We start from the raw sequence: 16,688 nt of genomic DNA, 5'->3' as shown, positions 1-16,688 counted from the left end.
CAACTGACCACGCCCCTCCGACGTTCTCGGCTGCCCACCCGTGAAACGGATCTATAGGACACATGGGACCGATGGGACGGAATCCGCCCTGCTGACCCGCCGTCCTCTCCGCTGCTTCAGGCCCTGCCAGGGCGCTCAGCCCCCGCACGCTCTTCCGGCGCCGTTGCGTCGCCAGCTTGCAGGAGCCCTCGCCACCCTGGCCATCAGGGCCTACGCGACGGAGCGGCCAACGCTCCCCAGGAGGACCGCGGCACGCGACGACCAGACGCCGGTCGGTCGGTGACCCGCCGGCGAAGAGCGTCGTCGCGGTCGTCGGCGTCCGGGAGCCTTCGGTCCGGGGCCGCGCCTGACCGGTGCGGTGTGCTCACCGCGACGACGGCCTGCCGCACGTGGACGGCCCTGCACTACCTTCGACGTATGCGGTTGATCGACCGCCGCGCCGAGAAGCAGGCGGTGCACGAGCTGCTCGACAGCGTGCGCGCCGGCATGAGCAGGGTGCTGGTATTGCGGGGTGAGCCGGGTGTCGGGAAGTCGGCGCTGCTGGAGTACGCCGTCGCGAGCGCCGCCGAGCTGCGCATCGTCCGCACGGCGGCGGTCGAGTCGGAGCAGAGCCTCGGCTTCGCCGCCGTCCACCAGTTGCTCCTGCCTCTCCAAGGGCTGATGGACCGACTACCCGAGCCGCAGCGGCGGGCGCTCGGGGTCGCCTTCGGATCGATGAGCGGTGGGCGGATCGATCCGTTCCTGGTCGGCCTGGCCGTGTTGACCCTGCTGTCCGACGCCGCTGAGGAACGGCCGGTCCTGTGCGTGATCGACGACGCACAGTGGCTGGACGAGGAGTCCGCCGACATCCTCAGTTTCGCGGCACGCCGGCTGCTCGCCGACCGTGTCGGCATGGTGTTCGCCATCCGCGAGACCACGGAACCGAGCGCACGCCTGCAGGCCCTGCCGAGCCTTCGGATCACGGGGTTGCCGGCGCCGGACGCCCACGAGCTGCTCAAGACCTCGACCGGCCGGCCGATCGACGCGCGCGTGGCCGAGCGGGTCGTCGCCGAGACTGGTGGCAACCCGCTCGCCATCGTGGAGTCCGCCCGCGAGCTGACAGACGACCAGCTGGAAGGTCGCGAGCCGCTGCCCGAGCCGCTGCCGGTGGGGCCCCTTCTCGACCGGTTGTTCGTGCGGCGCGTGCGAGACCTGCCCGACGTCACGCAGACACTGTTGCTGCTGGCCGCAGCGGACCGGCCGGGCCGGGGGGCTCGGCTGTGGGAGGCGGCCGCCGCGCTCTGCATCCCGGGGTCCGCTGCGGCGCCCGCCGAGGCCGCTGGCCTGGTGACCTTCTGGCCGGACGTGCGGTTCACCCGCCCGCTGGTGCGCTCGGCGGTCTATCACGCCGCGACCCCAGCCCAGCGCCGGCAGGCCCATCGGGTGTTGGCGGAGGCCTGCGACCCCGACCTCGACGCCGATGCCCGCGCCTGGCATCTGTCCGCGGCCGCGGCCGGTCCGGACGAACGAGCCGCGGCCGAGTTGCAGACCGCTGCCGAACGCGCCGGCAATCGTGGGGGCTACGCCGCCGCCGCGATGCTTCTGGAGCGGGCGGCGGTGCTGACCCCTGGCAGGCAGCGGCGGGCCGGACGGCGGCTGGCGGCGGCGGACGCTCACCTGCTCGCGGGGGCCCTCGAGCCGGCGCGCTCCATGCTCGCCGAGGCGCGACCCGGACTTCAGGACACCTGGTACACCGCCCAGGCCACTCGACTGCAGGGCGAGATCGAGTTCGCGACCGGGTATGTGTTCGAGTCTGCCTCCGCGCTCGTCGACGCGGCTGAACGCCTGCGGCCGCTCGACCCGACCGCCGCGCGGGATGCGCTGCTCTCCGCGCTGGAGGCCGCCGTGTTCGCCGGGTGGGCACGCAACACCACGCTCCTGCACGGCATCACCCGGACGGCCCGCGGCCTGCTGTCCACGGCAGACCCGCCGGACTCGGCCGCCAACCTGCTGCTGCAGGGTTGCACCGCGCGGGTGACAGAGGGTTACGCGAAGGCCGTGCCGATGTTGCAGCAAGCGGTCCAGGCGTTCCAGGCAGAAGACGTGGATCCCGATGCCGCCCTCCGGCGGCTCATGCTGGCCGCCATCATCGCCAGCGATCTGCTGGACGACTCATCGGTGGAGCGTCTGACCACCGACTGGATCAACCAGGCCCGCGGGAGGGGCGCGCTGACCAAGCTGGCGGCCGCACTCGCCTTCCGCAGCGCCGTCGTCGACGGGCCCGCCGGGCGACTGGCCGCGGCCCGGGCCGCCGAGGACGAGGCACACGAGCTTGCCGTGGCGACCCACAACCCCGGCATCGTGCCTCCCACGGGTGCCCACACGCTGCTCACCCTCGCCATGAGCGGCAGCGAGGCGGAGACGCGGGCAACTGCGGCCGCCGTCGCACTGGAGGCCCCCGCCAGAGGCGCCGCCGGCGAGATGGCCATGGCCGCGTACTTCACGGGCGTACTAGAGATCAGTCTCGGCAACTACGGCCCCGCCGTGGCATGCCTGGAACCGGCATACATCGATGACACGCCGCTCGTGGGCACCCAGGCGCTGCCCGACCTCGTGGAGGCCGCCGTCCGCGCCGACCAGCGAGACCTGGCGGAGCGTGCGCTCGAGCGACTGGAGGAACGCGCCACCGCGACCGGCACCGCCCTGGCCCTGGGGCTGCTCGCCCGCTCTCGGGCGCTGCTGGCCGCCCCGGGGGAGGCCCGGGAGCAGTACCTGGAGGGACTCGACCTGATCAGCCGCACGTCGCTGGCTCCTCAGCTCGCGCGGACCCACCTCCTCTTCGGCGAGTGGCTGCGCCGACAACGGCAACGGCGGGAAGCACGTGAGCAGCTGCGCACGGCACACGACATGTTCGACCGCATGGGCCTGGCGGCCTTCGCCGAACGGGCGGGCGCCGAGCTGAGGGCCACGGGCGAGCGCGCTCAGCGGCGCGAGCCCGGTGCCCCGGAGAAGCTCACCCCGCAGGAGGCGCACATCGCCGCTCTGGTGAGCAGAGGAGACGCCAACCGGGACATCGCCGCCCAGCTGTTCATCAGCCCGAGCACCGTGGAGTACCACCTGCGCAAGGTCTTCCGAAAGCTCGGGGTGACCTCTCGCACCCAGCTCGCCCGCCGCATCGTCGACGACGCCGCCGGCGTCCACGGAGCGTTCGCCGTCTCCGGCCGCTAGGTGTACTGCCCTGAGGTTGGTGACGCGGCTGGCCGGGGGCGACCGCTGAGCGCGGTGTGGCCGCGGTGGTGGTGGTCGTCACCACCCCGCCGGAGTTGCTCCGCTCGACCACCGGGACCCGGCGACCGAAGGACGCCGCAGCTCGGCCGCGACCTTCCCCGCCGGACCCCCGCCGATCACCAGCAGGTCGTAGATGTCGTCCATGGCTGAACGCTCCGGTCGTGCGGTGAGGCAGGCGGCCCGTGGTCAGCGTCCGGTGCAGTCGGCGATCGTTGCAGCCATCTCCTCACACGCCACCGAGCGGACACCACTGGACGGCTGCCCCACCGGTCGGCGATGAGGATCGGCCGCACCGGCCTCTCCCGCGGCCCGGCCGTACCCGACCACGGGCTCGATGCCAGCACCGCCGAGCTGGAGGCCGTGCTCGAGCACACCGGCCGCGCGTCGGTCCTCGAGATCTCCCAGGCCGGGCCGATCGCCATCGCGCTGGCCGCGCGCCGCCCGGATCTCGTCCACCGCCTGGTGTTGATGGGCACCTACGCCGACGGACCGGCGACCTTTCCGAGCACAGAGCTGCGGGACGCCGCCGTCGGACTCGTACGCTCCCACCCGCGCCTCGGCACGACCATGCTCGCCGGGCTCTTCCGACCCGGAGCCGGCGACGAGGCATCGCGCCTCCTCGCCGGCGTCCTGCGCGACTCGGCCGACCCGACGACGGCGGCCGACTACCTCGCCGCCGTCTACTCCGCGGACGTCTCCGCGCAGCTGTCGCAGGTGCGTGCGCCCGCGCTGGTGCTGCACTACCGGGCCGACCGACTCATCCCGTTCCGGGGCGGGCAGCAGCTCGCCGCCGGGTTGCCGGACGCGCGGTTCGTGGCGCTGGAGGGCGCCTACCACCTGCCCGACGCCCGCGACCTGGACACGGTCGCGGATGCGGTGGTGGCGTTCCTCAGCCAGCCCGAGTCCAGGTGACCGGCGCTCGGCCGAGCACACCAGGGTCGCCGAGGAGGCGCACCACCGCCCGGAAGGCCGCGTACCGTTGATCGTGCCCCGCCGGGCATTGCGCGACAGCAGGGTGACCGGCGGCGCTCGTCGACCGTGCCACCTGAGCCAGGGGTGGGCTCCGCCCGTGCCGGGCGGAGCGCGCTCCCGCGGCCGGCCGGGACGAGCCGAGAGGACCAGGCGGGTGACCGATCCCGCGAACCCTTCGAGCCTGCCGCGCACGCGAGCGGCGCTGGACGAACTCGGCCGGCTGCTGCTGTCCGAGCACACCACGCCGTCGGTGCTGCAGCGGATCGTCGACCTGGTCCAGCAGGCCATGCCGGCGGGCGTCGAGGTGTCGATCACGCTGGTGCGCGGGGAGCACCCGACCACCGCGGCCTTCACCGGCCGACTGGCCGAGGAGCTCGACGAGACCCAGTACGAACGGGGCTGCGGCCCCTGCCTGGAGGCCGCGGTCGGCGGCCTGACCACCGAGATCACCGACGCCCGCAGCGAGGACCGGTGGCCCGAGTACGTGCCGACCCTCCTCGCACGAGGGGCGCTCAGCGCGCTCGCCGCGCCGGTGCCCGCAGCGCACCTGACGGCGGCGCTGAACGTCTACGCGCGCACGGCACAGGCCTTCACCGACGGCGACCGGTCCGCGCTGGTCGAGTTCGCCACCTACGCCGGGGCCGCGCTGACCAACATGGACGCCCTTCAGGACGCGCGGGACCTCGCGGAGAACCTGAGGAGGGCCATGGAGTTCCGGTCGGTCATCGAGCAGGCCAAAGGTATCCTGATGGAGCGGCACAAGCTGACCGCCGACCAGTCCTTCCGGCTGCTGGCCGACGCCTCGATGCGCACCAACCGCAAGGTGCGCGACGTCGCCGAGGACCTGGTGCTCACCGGCGAGCTGACCTCCACGCCCTCGGACCGGCAAGTGGACACCCGGCGGCCTGACCGCATCGGCCCCGTGGTGAGCAGAGCCACCCGCCACCCCGAGGAGCGCGACCCGCGCTGGAGGCACCCCGGATGACCGACCCCGCCGCCGGCAACCCCACACCGGCCCACGCCGAGCAGCTGACCCCGGTCCCTCCGGTGGACCTGGGCACGGCCCTGAGCCAGATGGCCGGGCTGGTGCTGTCCCGGGAGACCGTCGACACCGCCCTGCAGCTGGTGACCAGCCTCGCTGCGACCGCCACCGCGGGCACGCTGGGAGCCGCGGTCACCGTCGTCGACGAGCACGGCACACGCTCCCGCGCCGCGTCGAACTCCGCCACCGAGGAGGCCGACGCCCTGCAGTACGAGTTCGACGAAGGGCCCTGCCTGACCGCCTGGCGCACCGGGGAGGTGGTGCGGATCGACGACACCACCACCGACGGCCGCTGGCCGCGGTGGAACGAGGCGGTCAGCCTGCTGGGCGTGCGCTCGGTGCTGAGCGCACCGCTGCTGGTGGGGAACGAGTCGATCGGCGCGATGAAGGTCTACTGCGAGCGCCCAATGAACTACGGCCCGCACGACGAGCACATCATGCGCCTGCTCGCCGCACAGGCCGCGATCCTGCTGGCCAATTCCCAGAGCCTGCAGGAGGCCCGCCGGCTCAGCCGGCAGCTGACCGAGGCACTGGCCAGCCGGGACGCCGTCGCGCGGGCCACCGGTGTGCTGCTCGCCCAGGGCGCGGCCAGCGAGCAGGAGGCGTTCGACACCCTCGCCACCGCCGCGCGGAAGTCCGACCGCCCCGTGCTGGACGTGGCCCGCGCCCTCGTGTCGGCGGTGGCCGCCCGCAACGCCCGTCCTGCCAGCGGCTGACCGATCGGTGACCATGACCAGCGATGAGCGACACCGGCGCATGGACGCCGCCCGGGTCCGCGCGGAGCTCTCCGTGCAGGACCTGTGGCTGCGCTACGTGGCTCTCGGTGGCACGGGGGACGCCTTCGACGTCGACGGCTTCCTGCAGGGACTGGTGCCGCTGGAGGCCTTCCAGCAGGACGTCCTCGCCCAGACCCTCAACGAGGCCCTGGAGGACGGCTACCGCTCCTACCGCATCTCGCTGTCGTCGCCTGCGCTCGACCACGCCGGCGACGAGCGGCTCAGCCGGATCATCGACGCGTTCCTCGACGGCCGGCCACCGGATCCCCGGACCGGTTCCGAGCCGCCCGCTGCCGACCCCACCTGAGCGCGGCGCGGTCGTGCCCCCGCTGCCGGGGTGGCGAGGTGGGCGCGCGGTCGTCCGCCGCGGTCTCACCCGGTCGGGGCGACGGCCGACACGTCGGCTGCGCCTGCGTGACCGTCCGCACCCCAGACCGCGGGGCGGCCACGGGCCCAGCCGGTCATGGACGACACCGGACTCCCCGCCACGCGGGACCGGGAGCTCCCCCGGGATCGCCCGCCACCGCCGCATCCGGCGAGTGTGCCCACGACCCAGGTCGAGCGCGACCGGCGGCAGTCCTCTGCTCCCTGCGACGCCCGGGGCGGGTTGCTCGCGCGCATGGGGCAGCCGCGGACGCGCCGCCTAGAGTCTGCCCATGCCGACCACGCCCGCCACCGGCTTGGACGTCGGCACGCTGCTCGACCGGATCGAGGGAACGGCGCCGATCCAGGCAGTGGAGGCCGCGGCCGAGGCGCTCGCGGGGATGACCGGGGCGCGTGAGCTCACCTTCCTGATCGCCGACTTCAGCGGTCGCGCCGTCGTCCGTCTCACGTCGACGGCATCCCGCACCGAGGGAGCACGGACGCAGGAGGGCGCCCATGCGGAGACGGTGACGCTGCACGGCACCGTGTACGAGCGCGTGCTGCGGACGCAGGAGGTCGACGTGCAGGCCCTCGCCGACGGGGCGCGGTTGACCGTTCCGGTCACGGACCGGGGGGACGCGATCGGACTGCTGGAACTCGTCCTGCCGACCCACCCCTCCGCGAGGGTGATCGCAGACATCGCCGGCGCCGCCCATGCCCTCGCCTACGTCGTCATCGCCGCCCGCCGGTACACCGACGTGTTCGAGTGGGGACAGCGCACCACGCCGTTCTCCCTGGCCGCCGAGATCCAGCGTCGCCTCCTCCCGGCCGCCTACACCTGTGAGGCAGGGCAGTTCACCCTCGCCGGCTGGCTGGAACCCGCCGCCTCGGTGGGCGGCGACACCTTCGACTACACGCTCAACCGCGACTCGCTCCACGTGTCGATCACCGATGCCGTCGGCCATGAGGTCGACGCTGCCCTGCTGGCCACGTTGTTCGTCGGGGGGTTGCGCAACGCCCGGCGGAAAGGACTGGACCTCGGTGCGCAGGCCAGGTACGCCAACGACGCCCTGGCCGACAACGCGCCGGCGGGTCAGTTCGTCACGGGACAGCTCGTCCGGATCGATCTCGCGACCCGCACGGCCGCGGTCGTCAACGCCGGTCATCCTTTTCCGTTCCGGCTGCGCCATGGCCGGGCGGAGGAGATCGAGCTGGGCATCGAACCGCCGTTCGGGGTGGTGCCGCGGAAGTCGTTCCGGCTGCAGCGCCTCTCCCTCGACCCCGGGGACCGGATCGTCCTCCTCACCGACGGGATGCAGGAACGCAACGCAGGCTCCCTCGACGTGGCGGCCGCCCTCGTCGCCACCCAGGACCTGCACCCCCGGGAGGTGGTCCACGAGCTGGGCGCGGCCGTGATGCACGCGACCGGAGGAGATCTCCGCGACGACGCCACCATGGTGTGCCTGGACTGGTACGGCGGACCCCAGCGCCGCACGGACAGCGAGAACGGTGCCGACGCGGCGCTCGCCTCGGCCGCTCGCCCCGGCGTCGCCGACCCGCCGGGCCGATGACCGGAGGGTCCTCTCCCGTGCGGTCGGACCGGTACCACTTCGTGACCGTCTGGCGGGTGGCTGGCACGGTCGCCGAGGTGGCGGACGTGCTCGGCGACGGCGCCGCACTCACCCGCTGGTGGCCCGCGGTCTACCTGGACGCCGCCCGGCAGACCCGGGCCGACCGGGAGGCCGCCGAGCTGTGGACCACCGGCTGGCTCCCCTACACCCTCCGCTGGACCCTGCGGCTCACCGAACCGGTCAGCGAGACGGGCTTCGCGCTGTCCGCCGACGGCGACCTCGTGGGCACCGGCCGGTGGACCTTCCGGCAGGACGGCCCCGAGGTGGAGATCACCTACGACTGGCGGGTCCACGCCGCCAAGCCGCTGCTGCGCCGGCTGGGCTGGCTGCTGCGACCGGTCTTCGAGGCCAACCACCGCTGGGCGATGGACCGCGGCCAGGAGAGCCTGGCCCTGGAGCTGCGCCGCCGGCGGGCCCGCACCCCGGCCGAGCGCACCGCCGTCCCCCCGCCGCCACCACCGACGTTCCGCCGGCTGACCGCGTGGTGGTCGCGGCGACCCGGCTGAGGTCAGTCCTGCGACAGCGGCGGGTCGGGGTCGATGCCGCGTGCCTCCAACGCGCGCTCGACCGCCTGGCACACCGTGCGGACGACGGTGACCCGCGCGGTCCGCTTGTCGTCACCGGCGACCACGTGCCAGGGAGCGGTCGTCGTGTCCGTGCGCTCGAGCATCTCCTCGACCGCCGCCTCGTAGTCGGCCCGCTTCTCCCGGTTGCGCCAGTCCTCGTCGGTCAGCTTCCAGGCGCGGTAGGGGTCCTCGCGCCGGGACTCGAACCGGCGGAGCTGCTCCTCCGGCGACACGTGCATCCAGAACTTGACCAGGATCGTGCCCTCCGCGGCGAGCGTCGTCTCGAGGTCGACGATCTCGCCGTACGCGCGCCGCCACGCCTCCTCCGGCGCGAAACCCTCCACGCGTTCGACCAGCACCCGCCCGTACCAGGACCGGTCGAGCACGGCCATCCCGCCCCAGCCCGGCAGCACCGGCCAGAACCGCCACAGGAAGTGGTGCCGCTTCTCGTCGTGCGTGGGGGCGGCGAACTGGGCGACCCGCACGTGCCGGGGGTCGAGGTGGTCGACCAGGCGTTTGATCACCCCGCCCTTGCCCGACGCGTCCCAGCCCTCGAACACCACGCACAGCGGCGGCCCGATCTCCCCGGGCCCGATCTGCCCACCGAGCAGCAGCCGCAGGTGCACCAGCCGCTGCTGGGCTGCCGCCAGCTGCTCCTTGGCCGCCTTCTTGTCCAGGCGGGAGCTGAGATCGACCTCGTCCAGGCGGCCCATGCGGCGAGCCTGGCAGGCGGCGCCCCGGAGCGCGCGTCGGCGACGTGCTCCGGGCTCAGCGTCCGCCGGTGCGCCGCCCGGCCACCTGGCCGACCGCGTTCGCGACGACGATCGCGGCGATGCCCAGCCAGGCGTCCCAGGACAGCGTCTCGTCCAGCACGACCAGCCCGACGACCGCGGCGAGGACCGGGTTGACGCTCATGAACACCCCGTAGGCGCCGGTGGGCACCCGGCGCAGCGCGGCCAGGTCGACCACCATCGGGACGGCGGAGGCCAGCAGCCCGGCCGCCACGGCACAGGCCAGCGTGACCGGGGACGGCGGGTGCTGCGCCAGCACGACCGCACCGACCGGCAGGAACGCGAGCGCGGAGATCCCCGCCGCCGTGGCCGGGCCGGCCCGACCGGGCACGCGCTCGCCGAGGCTCCGGTTGACCAGGATGTAGGCCGCCCAGCAGGCGGCGGCCAGCAGCCCGAGGGCGATGCCGGCGTAGTCGGTGGTCGGCTGCGGCCGGGTGAGGACGACGACACCCCCGGCGGCCCCGAGGGCGCAGAGCAGCGGCACCGCCCCCCGTGCCGCGAGGAGCGACAGCGCGAGCGGCCCGAGGAACTCCAGCGTCACCGCGAGCCCCAGACCGACCCGGTCGACCGCCGAGTACAGCGACAGGTTCATGACGGCGAACACGACCACGAGCAGGAGCACCGGCCGCCACTGCCGGGCGGTGAACCGCCACGGCCGGGGACGGGCGACGGCGGTCAACGCCGCCCCGGCGACCCACTGCCGCACCGCGACTACCCCCACCGCCCCGATCGCGGGGAAGGCCAGCGCACCCACCGCCGCGCCGACCTGGTTGGACAGCGCGCTGGCGGTCATCATCAGCACGCCGGCCCAGGCGGCGCCCGGCACGGCCACCGCTGGGGCGCGGACCTCCTCGACGACTGCCGCTGCGGTGTCCACGCCCGCACCCTGCACCGCGCGGCGTCTTGCGCAAAATGCATACGACACGAAAGCCATACGCTGAGCGCATGGATCTCGAGCTGCGTCAGCTGCGCTGCTTCGTGGCGATCGTCGACACCGGCAGCCTCACCGACGCGGCGGCCGCGCTCGGGGTCTCCCAGCCGGCCGTCTCCCGCACGCTCGCATCGCTCGAGCGGGAGCTGGGGGTCCGCCTGCTGCGCCGTTCCGCCCGCGGGACCAGCCTCACCTCCGCCGGTCAGCGGGCAGTGCCCCGCGTCCGCCGGCTGCTGGCCGACGCTGAGGACCTGGCCCGCGACACCGCCGGGACGGGGACCCTGCTGCGGATCGGCCACGCCTGGTCGGCCATCGGCCGACACACCGTGGACTTCCAGCGCCGCTGGGCGGCCGCGCACCCGGGGACGGCACTGAAGCTCGTGCGGGTCAACTCCCCCACCGCCGGGCTGGCCGAGGGCGCCTGCGACCTGGCGGTGGTCCGGGTCGCGCCCGACGCCCACCGCTTCGACAGCACCCTGGTCGGGCTGGAGCCCCGGTTGTGCGCCGTGGCCGCCGACGACCCGTGGGCGCGCCGCCGGTCGCTGCGGCTCGCCGAGCTCAGCAGGCGCGTGCTGGTGGTGGACCCGCGCACCGGGTCGACGACGCCGGAGCTGTGGCCGGAGGGGAGCCGCCCGGCGGTCGAGCACACCACGGACGTCGACGACTGGCTGACCGTCATCGCCACCGGCCGGTGCATCGGCGTGACCACGGAGGGGACCGCCGCGCAGTACCCCCGGCCGGGTGTGGTGTACCGGCCCATCCGGGACGCCGAGCCGGCCGCCGTCCGGCTGGCCTGGTGGCGCGACGACCCGCACCCGGCGACGACGGCGGCGGTGCAACTGCTGACCGAGCTCTACGGCCGCGGCCGGAGTCCTGCCGCGCGCCGGCCGTCTCCGCCACGATCCCCGGCGTGAAGTACGTGATGAGGTACCGGGCGGTCGAGGACTTCCTCCCGCTGGCCCAGCAGCACGGCGCGGCCCACGTCGCCCGGCTGCACGAGTTCCACGACCGCGGCGTGCTGCTGATGGTGGGCACGTTCGACGAGCCGATGAACGGCGACGCCATGGGCGTGTTCATCACCCGGGAGGCCGCGGAGGAGTTCGTCGCCGGGGACCCGTTCGTGGTGCACGGCGTGGTGGCCGAGTGGACGGTCCGGCCGTGGAACGAGGTCCTCACCGGCTGAGCGCGGCAGGGGCTCACCCCTTCGGGTGCTCGAAGGCCGCTGGGGTGACAGCGGGCTCTTCCTCGGTACCGGTCCTGTCGTTGGGAACGGGGACGGGTTCCGGCGGAGGAGAGCAGATGAGGGCAACGCTCACGGTGTACGGCGTGCTGTACGTCGTCCTCGAGGTCGTCGGCCACCAGCTGACGGCGGTCAGCTGGCCGGAGGTCACCGCCCTGGACGTGGCGGCCGCGGTCACCGACGCCATGCTCACCGTCGCCGTGCTGGTCGCCGTCCTGGTCGGCCTGGACGTGCTGGGCCACCGGTGGCACCGCTGGGTGCTCACCCGCGAGGCGGAGCAGGCCCGGCTGGCCCGCGAGCAGTGGGCGGCCGAGCAGGAGCCGATCGGCGTCCGGTCCTGGCGGCCGGCGCGCTGGGCGCTGCCCGCCGCCACCCCCTCCCTCCCCGGGGTCGGGCATCCGCAGAGCGCCGTCGGCAACGCCTACGGGCGGCCCGGTGCGCGGACGGTGCACGCGTTCCCCGAGGACGACGGCCGGCTGCTCTGACCCGCCCGGCTGCGAACTCGTCGGTCCCTGCTTGACCACGGAGCGCTCCGAGCCGCTAGGGTTCTGGTCGTCGGGAAGGCCCTGCGCACTGGCAGGACCCCGATGCACGACCTCAGCTAGGAGCGAGCAATGCCCGAAGGAACAGTGAAGTGGTTCAACGCCGAGAAGGGGTTCGGCTTCGCCACCCCTGACGGGGGCGGCCCCGACGTCTTCGTCCACTACTCGGCCATCCAGTCCAGCGGGTACCGCTCGCTCGACGAGGGCCAGCGCATCTCGTTCGACGTCGAGCAGGGCCAGAAGGGCCCGCAGGCGGCGAACGTCACCCCGCTCTGACCCTCGGAGCGGATGGCTGACCCCAGCCTCCCGACCACCGACAGCGCCCCCGTCCGGATCTCCCGGCGGGGGCGCTGTCTCGTCCGGGGTCAGCGGGCGCGGGGCACGTAGCCACCGATCAGCGCGGACATCAGCAGCGCGCCGTCGTCCGGCCCGATCGCCGCGGCGGCGTCGGCGAGGGCCCGCCACCGCGTCCGCTCCGTCTCGCTCAGCGCGGAGGTGGCCCGCGCCTCCAGCTGCTCGAGCAGCCGGTCCCACTCCCCCTGCGGGGTCGGCCACAGCCCGGCGAGCCGCCGGGCCTCCCCGGAGACCGCGGTGAACCGGACGATCTCCCCGGCGTAGTTGGTGAGGGCCTCGACCAGGCCCGCGTCGACCAGGGCCTTGGCCGCCGAGACCACCTGGGGCTTGGGCAGCCCGCTGGCCGGCACCACCGCCCCGAGGTACGGGGCACTGCCGGTGGCCGGCTCGTCGACGAGTCGGACGATCGCCCGGAGCACGGGCAGGTCGCGGGTGAACCAGACGTCGGGCAGCGGCTGGGGAACGGTCATGGGTCCTTCCGGCGTGAACGGCGGCGCGGAAACGCCGCGCCGCGACCACGGTACGAGCAGCGCCGCCGCGGCCGGACCCCGGACCGGCGCACACCGTTACCGTATGTTCACCGCCCACTGCGCAGAGCGCTGCCAGGATCGAGGCCCCGGCCACCTCGCCCGCAGTTCGAGGAGATCCGTGTCCGAGCGCCGAGCCCTCCGCGTCGCCGTCCCCGGCCTGACCGTGGCCGTGGCCGTCGCCGCGCTCGCGGCCGGCGTCACCGCCTTCCCCGTCGGCGCCGCGCCGGTGGACGAGTCCTGCACGGTGGCCGTGCGGTCGATCGGCTCGGTGCAGGGCAGCGACGCGGCCAGCCCGGTGGTCGGCCAGCAGGTCACCGTCGCCGGCACCGTGGTCGGCGACCTGCAGGACGGCGGGTTCGACGGCGTCTTCGTGCAGGACGGCGGGGACGGCACACCCGCCACCTCCGACGCCGTCTTCGTGTACGGGGCCGGCGGGGACCTCGCTCTCGGGGACGAGGTGGTGGTGCGCGGCACCGTCGCGGAGTTCGACGGCCTCACCGAGCTCACCGACCCCGAGGTGGCCGGCTGCGGAACGGCGGAGCTGCCCGCGCCCGCGTCCCTGCCGATGCCCTCCGGGGACGCCGAGCGCGAGGCCCTGGAGGGCATGCTGGTCGCGCCGTCGTCCCCGCTCACCGTGACCGGGCTCGTCGCGCTGGACCGCTTCGGTGAGCTGCTGCTGTCCTCCGGCGGCCGGTTGCTCGCGCCGACCGAGGCGGCCGAGCCGGGACCGGCCGCCGCGGCGGTCGCCGCGGAGAACGAGACCCGCTCCATCCTGCTGGACGACGCCCGGACGGCGAACCTCACCACGACCCGCGCCGCACCACCGCACCTGACCCTGGACGACCCGGTGCGGGTCGGGGACGCGGTCGACCTGGAACCGGTCGTGCTCGGCTGGGGTCACGGCGCGTGGCGGCTGCAGCCGGCCGACGGGACGGCGGCGGGGACGACGTTCCCCGCCGTCAACGCCCGCCCCGCGGAGCCCCCGGCGGTCGGCGGCGACCTCGTGGTCGGCGACTTCAACGTGCTCAACTACTTCGTCGACTTCCCGAGCGAGTTCGGGGACCTCGCCCGCGGCGCGGAGGACGCCGACGAGCTGGCCCGGCAGGAGGCCAAGATCGTCCGGTCGATCACCGCCCTGGACGCCGACGTCCTCACGCTGCACGAGATCGAGAACTCCGCCGTCCTCACCCCCGCCACCCCGTACCGCGCGGTGGAGACCCTGCTCGCGGCCCTTGAGGACGCCGACGGGCACGACTGGCGGTACGTGCGCGCGCACGAGGACACCGACGTGATCACCAACGCGATCGTGTACCGCGCCGACCGCGTCGTGCCGGTGGGCGACCCGGCGGTACCCGCGGACCTGTCGGCCTTCGCCAACGCCCGCTCCCCCATCGCGCAGACCTTCTCAGCCGGCGGGGACCTGTTCACCGTCATCGCCAACCACCTGAAGTCCAAGGGCAGCGCGTGCGGCGCCGGCAGCGACGACCCCGCCGCCGGCGGGAACGGGAACTGCAACGGCGACCGGGTCGCCCAGGCGCAGGCCCTGGTCGCCTTCGCCGCCGAGCGGGCCAGCGCCGCCGGGGACCCCGACCTCCTCCTCACCGGCGACTTCAACGCCTACCGGCACGAGGACCCGATCGACGTGGTCACCGCGGCCGGCTGGACCGAGCTCGTGGCCCCGGACCAGCACAGCTACGTCTTCGACGGCGGGTCCGGGTCACTGGACCACATCTTCGCCTCGCCGTCGCTGGCAGCGAAGGTCACCGGGCACGCGGTCTGGGACGTCAACGCGTCGGAGTCCTCCGCCTACCAGTACGACGGCGACCAGCGGCTGTACTCCCGGGGCCCGTACCGGGCCAGCGACCACAACCCGACGCTGGTCGGCATCGACATCGACGCGGCCGCGACGATCAGCGACGCCACGCCCTTCCGCGGCGACCGCGTGACGGTGACCGGCACCGGGTTCCTCGCCGGCGAGCAGGTGACCGCCTCGCTGCCGTCCCGGAACCAGGGGCTGCTGGGCAGCGGCACGGCCGACGCGCACGGCCGCGTCGCGATCGCCGTGACGGTGCCCGCGACCCTGCCGGCCGGCGGGCAGCAGGTGGAGCTCCGCGGCACCTCCGGTGAGTCGGCGAGCACGGGCTTCGAGGTGCGCCCACTCGTCGCCGAGCTGCTGGAGCGGCTGATCGGGTGGTTCACGCCGGACGGTCCGTGAGCCGCCGTACGGTGGGTGCATGACCACATCCGCCTCCCAGCCGAAGGTCGTCAAGAGCGACGAGGAATGGCGCGCCCAGCTCTCCCCGGAGGAGTACGCCGTCCTCCGCCAGGCCGGCACTGAGCGGCCCTGGACCGGGGAGTACGTCGACACCAAGACCGTCGGCGTCTACGCCTGCCGGGCCTGCGGCGCCGAGCTGTTCCGCTCCGACACCAAGTTCGACTCGCACTGCGGCTGGCCGTCCTTCTACGAGCCCTCGACCGAGGACAACGTGGTGCTCCGCGAGGACAGGAGCCACGGGATGCTGCGCACCGAGGTCCTGTGCGGCAGCTGCCACAGCCACCTGGGCCACGTCTTCGCCGACGCACCCCAGACGCCGACCGGCGACCGCTACTGCATCAACTCGGTGAGCATCACCCTCACCCCCGCCGAGGGCTGAGCCCACACGACGGCGCCCCCGCCCTGGGTCAGGGGGCGGGGGCGCCGTCGTGTGCAGCGGGGTGGGTCAATCGCGCGCCCCGGTCAGCTGAGGGCTGGCGGCGAGCACGATCCCGAGGGCCACGTACCCCACCAGCAGGTGCGCGGCGCCGGCGATGCCCCCGACGGTGGCGCCGAGGACGGCGTTGAGCGGGACGACGACCGGCGCCCAGCTCTCCGCGATCAGCGGCCACACCCGGGCGGCCCCCCGCCACCGGCCGGCGATGGCGATCCGGATCCCGATCGCGGCCATGCCCAGCATCGACAGCGGCCAGAAGACGTCGAGCAGCAGGGACCAGCCCGCCTCCCGCTGATCGAAGGCGATGATCCAGGCGAGCGTCGAGACGATGGCCAGCCCCAGGAGCACGTGCTCGGCGTGCAGGAAGAACCGGGCCAGCCGCCCGGTGCCCGTCGCGCCGGTGCGCAGCTGGACGGAGACCAGCCCGACCAGGCCGAGCTGGAACAGCAGCGACGAGACGTTGTAGGCCGTCGCCTGCCAGCCGCCGGCCGGGTTGGCCCCGAAGGCCAGGAGGCTGCCGGCCCACAGCGCGGAGCCGGTCGCCACCGCGGTCCCGGCGGCCCGGACGGCGCGGCTGCTCAGCGGGCGGTACTCGGCGGCCCGGTGCTCGCCGCGGTCGCGGCGGACGTCGGTGCGGGCGGGGGCGGGAGTGGTGCTCAGGGACATCGGGGCCTCCACGGCGGGTGCGGCACCCGGTGTGCCGCGCTGGGAAGACCGTCTCGGGCCGGCGTCCCGGGCACCCAGGGCCCGCCGCCCTCTTTCCGGTCCTCCTCACCGTCCCGGGCGACCAGGGACACGTGCCTCTCCCCCTCGGGACGGTCGACCCGTCAGGATCCCCGCGTGCACGCACAGTCGACGTCGGTCACCGACCCGCCGGCGGTCCACCTCCCGGCCCCCGCGGGCGGGGACCCGGTCGGCGCGGGCCGGCCCCCGGGGACGGCGGCGGCAGCCCGCATCGCCTCGGTGCTGGTC

The 16,688-nt window shown here is 74.3% G+C and carries 18 protein-coding genes; 13 read left to right on the top strand and 5 right to left on the bottom strand.

Annotation, left to right across the window (positions count from 1 at the left end; translation table 11 throughout):
• Positions 1 to 417 precede the first annotated feature (417 nt).
• The gene (locus tag HK417_RS10895; RefSeq protein ID WP_222266238.1) at positions 418 to 3,207 is read left to right on the top strand and encodes a helix-turn-helix transcriptional regulator; all 2,790 of its coding nucleotides are present in this window, start codon (positions 418 to 420) and stop codon (positions 3,205 to 3,207) included.
• Between the two features lie 78 nt (positions 3,208 to 3,285).
• Here the strand turns inward: HK417_RS10895 and HK417_RS25310 are convergent, their stop codons facing one another.
• Positions 3,286 to 3,411: a hypothetical protein gene (locus tag HK417_RS25310; RefSeq protein WP_261326333.1), complete on the bottom strand. Its 126-nt coding sequence runs from the start codon at positions 3,409 to 3,411 to the stop codon at positions 3,286 to 3,288.
• A gap of 132 nt (positions 3,412 to 3,543) precedes the next feature.
• Between HK417_RS25310 and HK417_RS10890 the strand changes: the two genes are divergently transcribed.
• The 6 genes from HK417_RS10890 (at position 3,544) to HK417_RS10865 (ending at position 8,557) form a co-directional block, all read left to right on the top strand.
• Positions 3,544 to 4,179 (top strand): alpha/beta fold hydrolase, encoded by a 636-nt coding sequence (locus HK417_RS10890; protein ID WP_222266237.1) that lies wholly within the window; start codon positions 3,544 to 3,546, stop codon positions 4,177 to 4,179.
• 214 nt (positions 4,180 to 4,393) lie between these two features.
• Positions 4,394 to 5,224 (top strand): GAF and ANTAR domain-containing protein, encoded by an 831-nt coding sequence (locus HK417_RS10885; RefSeq protein ID WP_308123511.1) that lies wholly within the window; start codon positions 4,394 to 4,396, stop codon positions 5,222 to 5,224.
• Positions 5,221 to 5,997: a GAF and ANTAR domain-containing protein gene (locus tag HK417_RS10880; RefSeq protein WP_222266235.1), complete on the top strand. Its 777-nt coding sequence runs from the start codon at positions 5,221 to 5,223 to the stop codon at positions 5,995 to 5,997. Before HK417_RS10885 ends, HK417_RS10880 begins: the two co-directional genes overlap by 4 nt.
• 13 nt (positions 5,998 to 6,010) lie before the next feature.
• Positions 6,011 to 6,364 (top strand): hypothetical protein, encoded by a 354-nt coding sequence (locus HK417_RS10875; protein ID WP_222266234.1) that lies wholly within the window; start codon positions 6,011 to 6,013, stop codon positions 6,362 to 6,364.
• Between the two features lie 349 nt (positions 6,365 to 6,713).
• Positions 6,714 to 7,991 (top strand): PP2C family protein-serine/threonine phosphatase, encoded by a 1,278-nt coding sequence (locus HK417_RS10870; protein ID WP_222266233.1) that lies wholly within the window; start codon positions 6,714 to 6,716, stop codon positions 7,989 to 7,991.
• A 17-nt stretch (positions 7,992 to 8,008) separates the two neighbouring features.
• Complete coding sequence (locus tag HK417_RS10865; protein ID WP_222266232.1) at positions 8,009 to 8,557, top strand: hypothetical protein; 549 nt, start codon at positions 8,009 to 8,011, stop codon at positions 8,555 to 8,557.
• Between the two features lie 2 nt (positions 8,558 to 8,559).
• Here HK417_RS10865 and HK417_RS10860 read toward each other — a convergent pair whose 3' ends face one another.
• Both HK417_RS10860 and HK417_RS10855 read right to left on the bottom strand, forming a co-directional pair.
• Positions 8,560 to 9,330 carry a polyphosphate kinase 2 family protein gene (locus HK417_RS10860; protein ID WP_222266231.1) on the bottom strand — a complete coding sequence of 257 codons (771 nt, stop codon included), beginning with the start codon at positions 9,328 to 9,330 and terminating at the stop codon, positions 8,560 to 8,562.
• 55 nt (positions 9,331 to 9,385) lie between these two features.
• Positions 9,386 to 10,285, bottom strand: coding sequence for an EamA family transporter (locus HK417_RS10855; protein WP_222266230.1), 900 nt, complete (start codon positions 10,283 to 10,285; stop codon positions 9,386 to 9,388).
• 68 nt (positions 10,286 to 10,353) lie between these two features.
• Here HK417_RS10855 and HK417_RS10850 point away from each other — a divergent pair, with 68 nt between their 5' ends.
• The 4 genes from HK417_RS10850 to HK417_RS10835 all read left to right on the top strand — a co-directional run bounded on the left by HK417_RS10850 (position 10,354) and on the right by HK417_RS10835 (position 12,397).
• A complete protein-coding gene (locus HK417_RS10850) occupies positions 10,354 to 11,253 on the top strand; it encodes a LysR family transcriptional regulator (protein WP_222266229.1) in 900 nt (299 codons plus the stop codon).
• Positions 11,250 to 11,522, top strand: coding sequence for a YciI family protein (locus tag HK417_RS10845; RefSeq protein ID WP_308123510.1), 273 nt, complete (start codon positions 11,250 to 11,252; stop codon positions 11,520 to 11,522). The genes HK417_RS10850 and HK417_RS10845 overlap by 4 nt, the downstream gene beginning before the upstream one ends.
• A 116-nt stretch (positions 11,523 to 11,638) precedes the next feature.
• Positions 11,639 to 12,064 (top strand): hypothetical protein, encoded by a 426-nt coding sequence (locus HK417_RS10840; protein WP_222266228.1) that lies wholly within the window; start codon positions 11,639 to 11,641, stop codon positions 12,062 to 12,064.
• Positions 12,065 to 12,193: 129 nt separating this feature from the next.
• A complete protein-coding gene (locus tag HK417_RS10835; RefSeq protein WP_075015009.1) occupies positions 12,194 to 12,397 on the top strand; it encodes a cold-shock protein in 204 nt (67 codons plus the stop codon).
• Positions 12,398 to 12,486: 89 nt separating this feature from the next.
• On the opposite strand, the gene HK417_RS10830 is transcribed toward HK417_RS10835, so the two are convergent.
• A complete protein-coding gene (locus HK417_RS10830) occupies positions 12,487 to 12,945 on the bottom strand; it encodes a hypothetical protein (RefSeq protein WP_222266227.1) in 459 nt (152 codons plus the stop codon).
• A 178-nt stretch (positions 12,946 to 13,123) separates the two neighbouring features.
• On the opposite strand from HK417_RS10830, the gene HK417_RS10825 reads away from it, so the two are divergent.
• Together HK417_RS10825 and msrB are read left to right on the top strand one after the other, a co-directional pair.
• Positions 13,124 to 15,220 carry an ExeM/NucH family extracellular endonuclease gene (locus tag HK417_RS10825; RefSeq protein WP_222266226.1) on the top strand — a complete coding sequence of 699 codons (2,097 nt, stop codon included), beginning with the start codon at positions 13,124 to 13,126 and terminating at the stop codon, positions 15,218 to 15,220.
• Between the two features lie 19 nt (positions 15,221 to 15,239).
• Positions 15,240 to 15,659, top strand: coding sequence for a peptide-methionine (R)-S-oxide reductase MsrB (msrB, locus tag HK417_RS10820; protein ID WP_222266225.1), 420 nt, complete (start codon positions 15,240 to 15,242; stop codon positions 15,657 to 15,659).
• A gap of 66 nt (positions 15,660 to 15,725) precedes the next feature.
• Here the strand turns inward: msrB and HK417_RS10815 are convergent, their stop codons facing one another.
• The gene (locus tag HK417_RS10815; RefSeq protein WP_222266224.1) at positions 15,726 to 16,382 is read right to left on the bottom strand and encodes a hypothetical protein; all 657 of its coding nucleotides are present in this window, start codon (positions 16,380 to 16,382) and stop codon (positions 15,726 to 15,728) included.
• Between the last annotated feature and the right edge of the window lie 306 nt (positions 16,383 to 16,688).

The sequence above is a fragment of the Modestobacter marinus genome, from assembly GCF_019799945.1.
Taxonomy (GTDB): Bacteria; Actinomycetota; Actinomycetes; order Mycobacteriales; family Geodermatophilaceae; genus Modestobacter; species Modestobacter marinus_B.
Note: the sequence above shows the minus strand (reverse complement) of the source record. Positions and strands in the feature narration are given on the sequence as shown.

Coding starts and splice junctions, on each gene's coding strand:
- HK417_RS10895 (WP_222266238.1), top strand. CDS start 418: ATGCGGTTGATCGACCGCCGCGCCGAGAAGCAGGCGGTGCACGAGCTG.
- HK417_RS10815 (WP_222266224.1), bottom strand. CDS start 16,382: ATGTCCCTGAGCACCACTCCCGCCCCCGCCCGCACCGACGTCCGCCGC.
- HK417_RS10835 (WP_075015009.1), top strand. CDS start 12,194: ATGCCCGAAGGAACAGTGAAGTGGTTCAACGCCGAGAAGGGGTTCGGC.
- HK417_RS10840 (WP_222266228.1), top strand. CDS start 11,639: ATGAGGGCAACGCTCACGGTGTACGGCGTGCTGTACGTCGTCCTCGAG.
- msrB (WP_222266225.1), top strand. CDS start 15,240: ATGACCACATCCGCCTCCCAGCCGAAGGTCGTCAAGAGCGACGAGGAA.
- HK417_RS10880 (WP_222266235.1), top strand. CDS start 5,221: ATGACCGACCCCGCCGCCGGCAACCCCACACCGGCCCACGCCGAGCAG.
- HK417_RS10850 (WP_222266229.1), top strand. CDS start 10,354: ATGGATCTCGAGCTGCGTCAGCTGCGCTGCTTCGTGGCGATCGTCGAC.
- HK417_RS10875 (WP_222266234.1), top strand. CDS start 6,011: ATGACCAGCGATGAGCGACACCGGCGCATGGACGCCGCCCGGGTCCGC.
- HK417_RS10860 (WP_222266231.1), bottom strand. CDS start 9,330: ATGGGCCGCCTGGACGAGGTCGATCTCAGCTCCCGCCTGGACAAGAAG.
- HK417_RS10830 (WP_222266227.1), bottom strand. CDS start 12,945: ATGACCGTTCCCCAGCCGCTGCCCGACGTCTGGTTCACCCGCGACCTG.
- HK417_RS25310 (WP_261326333.1), bottom strand. CDS start 3,411: ATGGACGACATCTACGACCTGCTGGTGATCGGCGGGGGTCCGGCGGGG.
- HK417_RS10870 (WP_222266233.1), top strand. CDS start 6,714: ATGCCGACCACGCCCGCCACCGGCTTGGACGTCGGCACGCTGCTCGAC.
- HK417_RS10890 (WP_222266237.1), top strand. CDS start 3,544: ATGAGGATCGGCCGCACCGGCCTCTCCCGCGGCCCGGCCGTACCCGAC.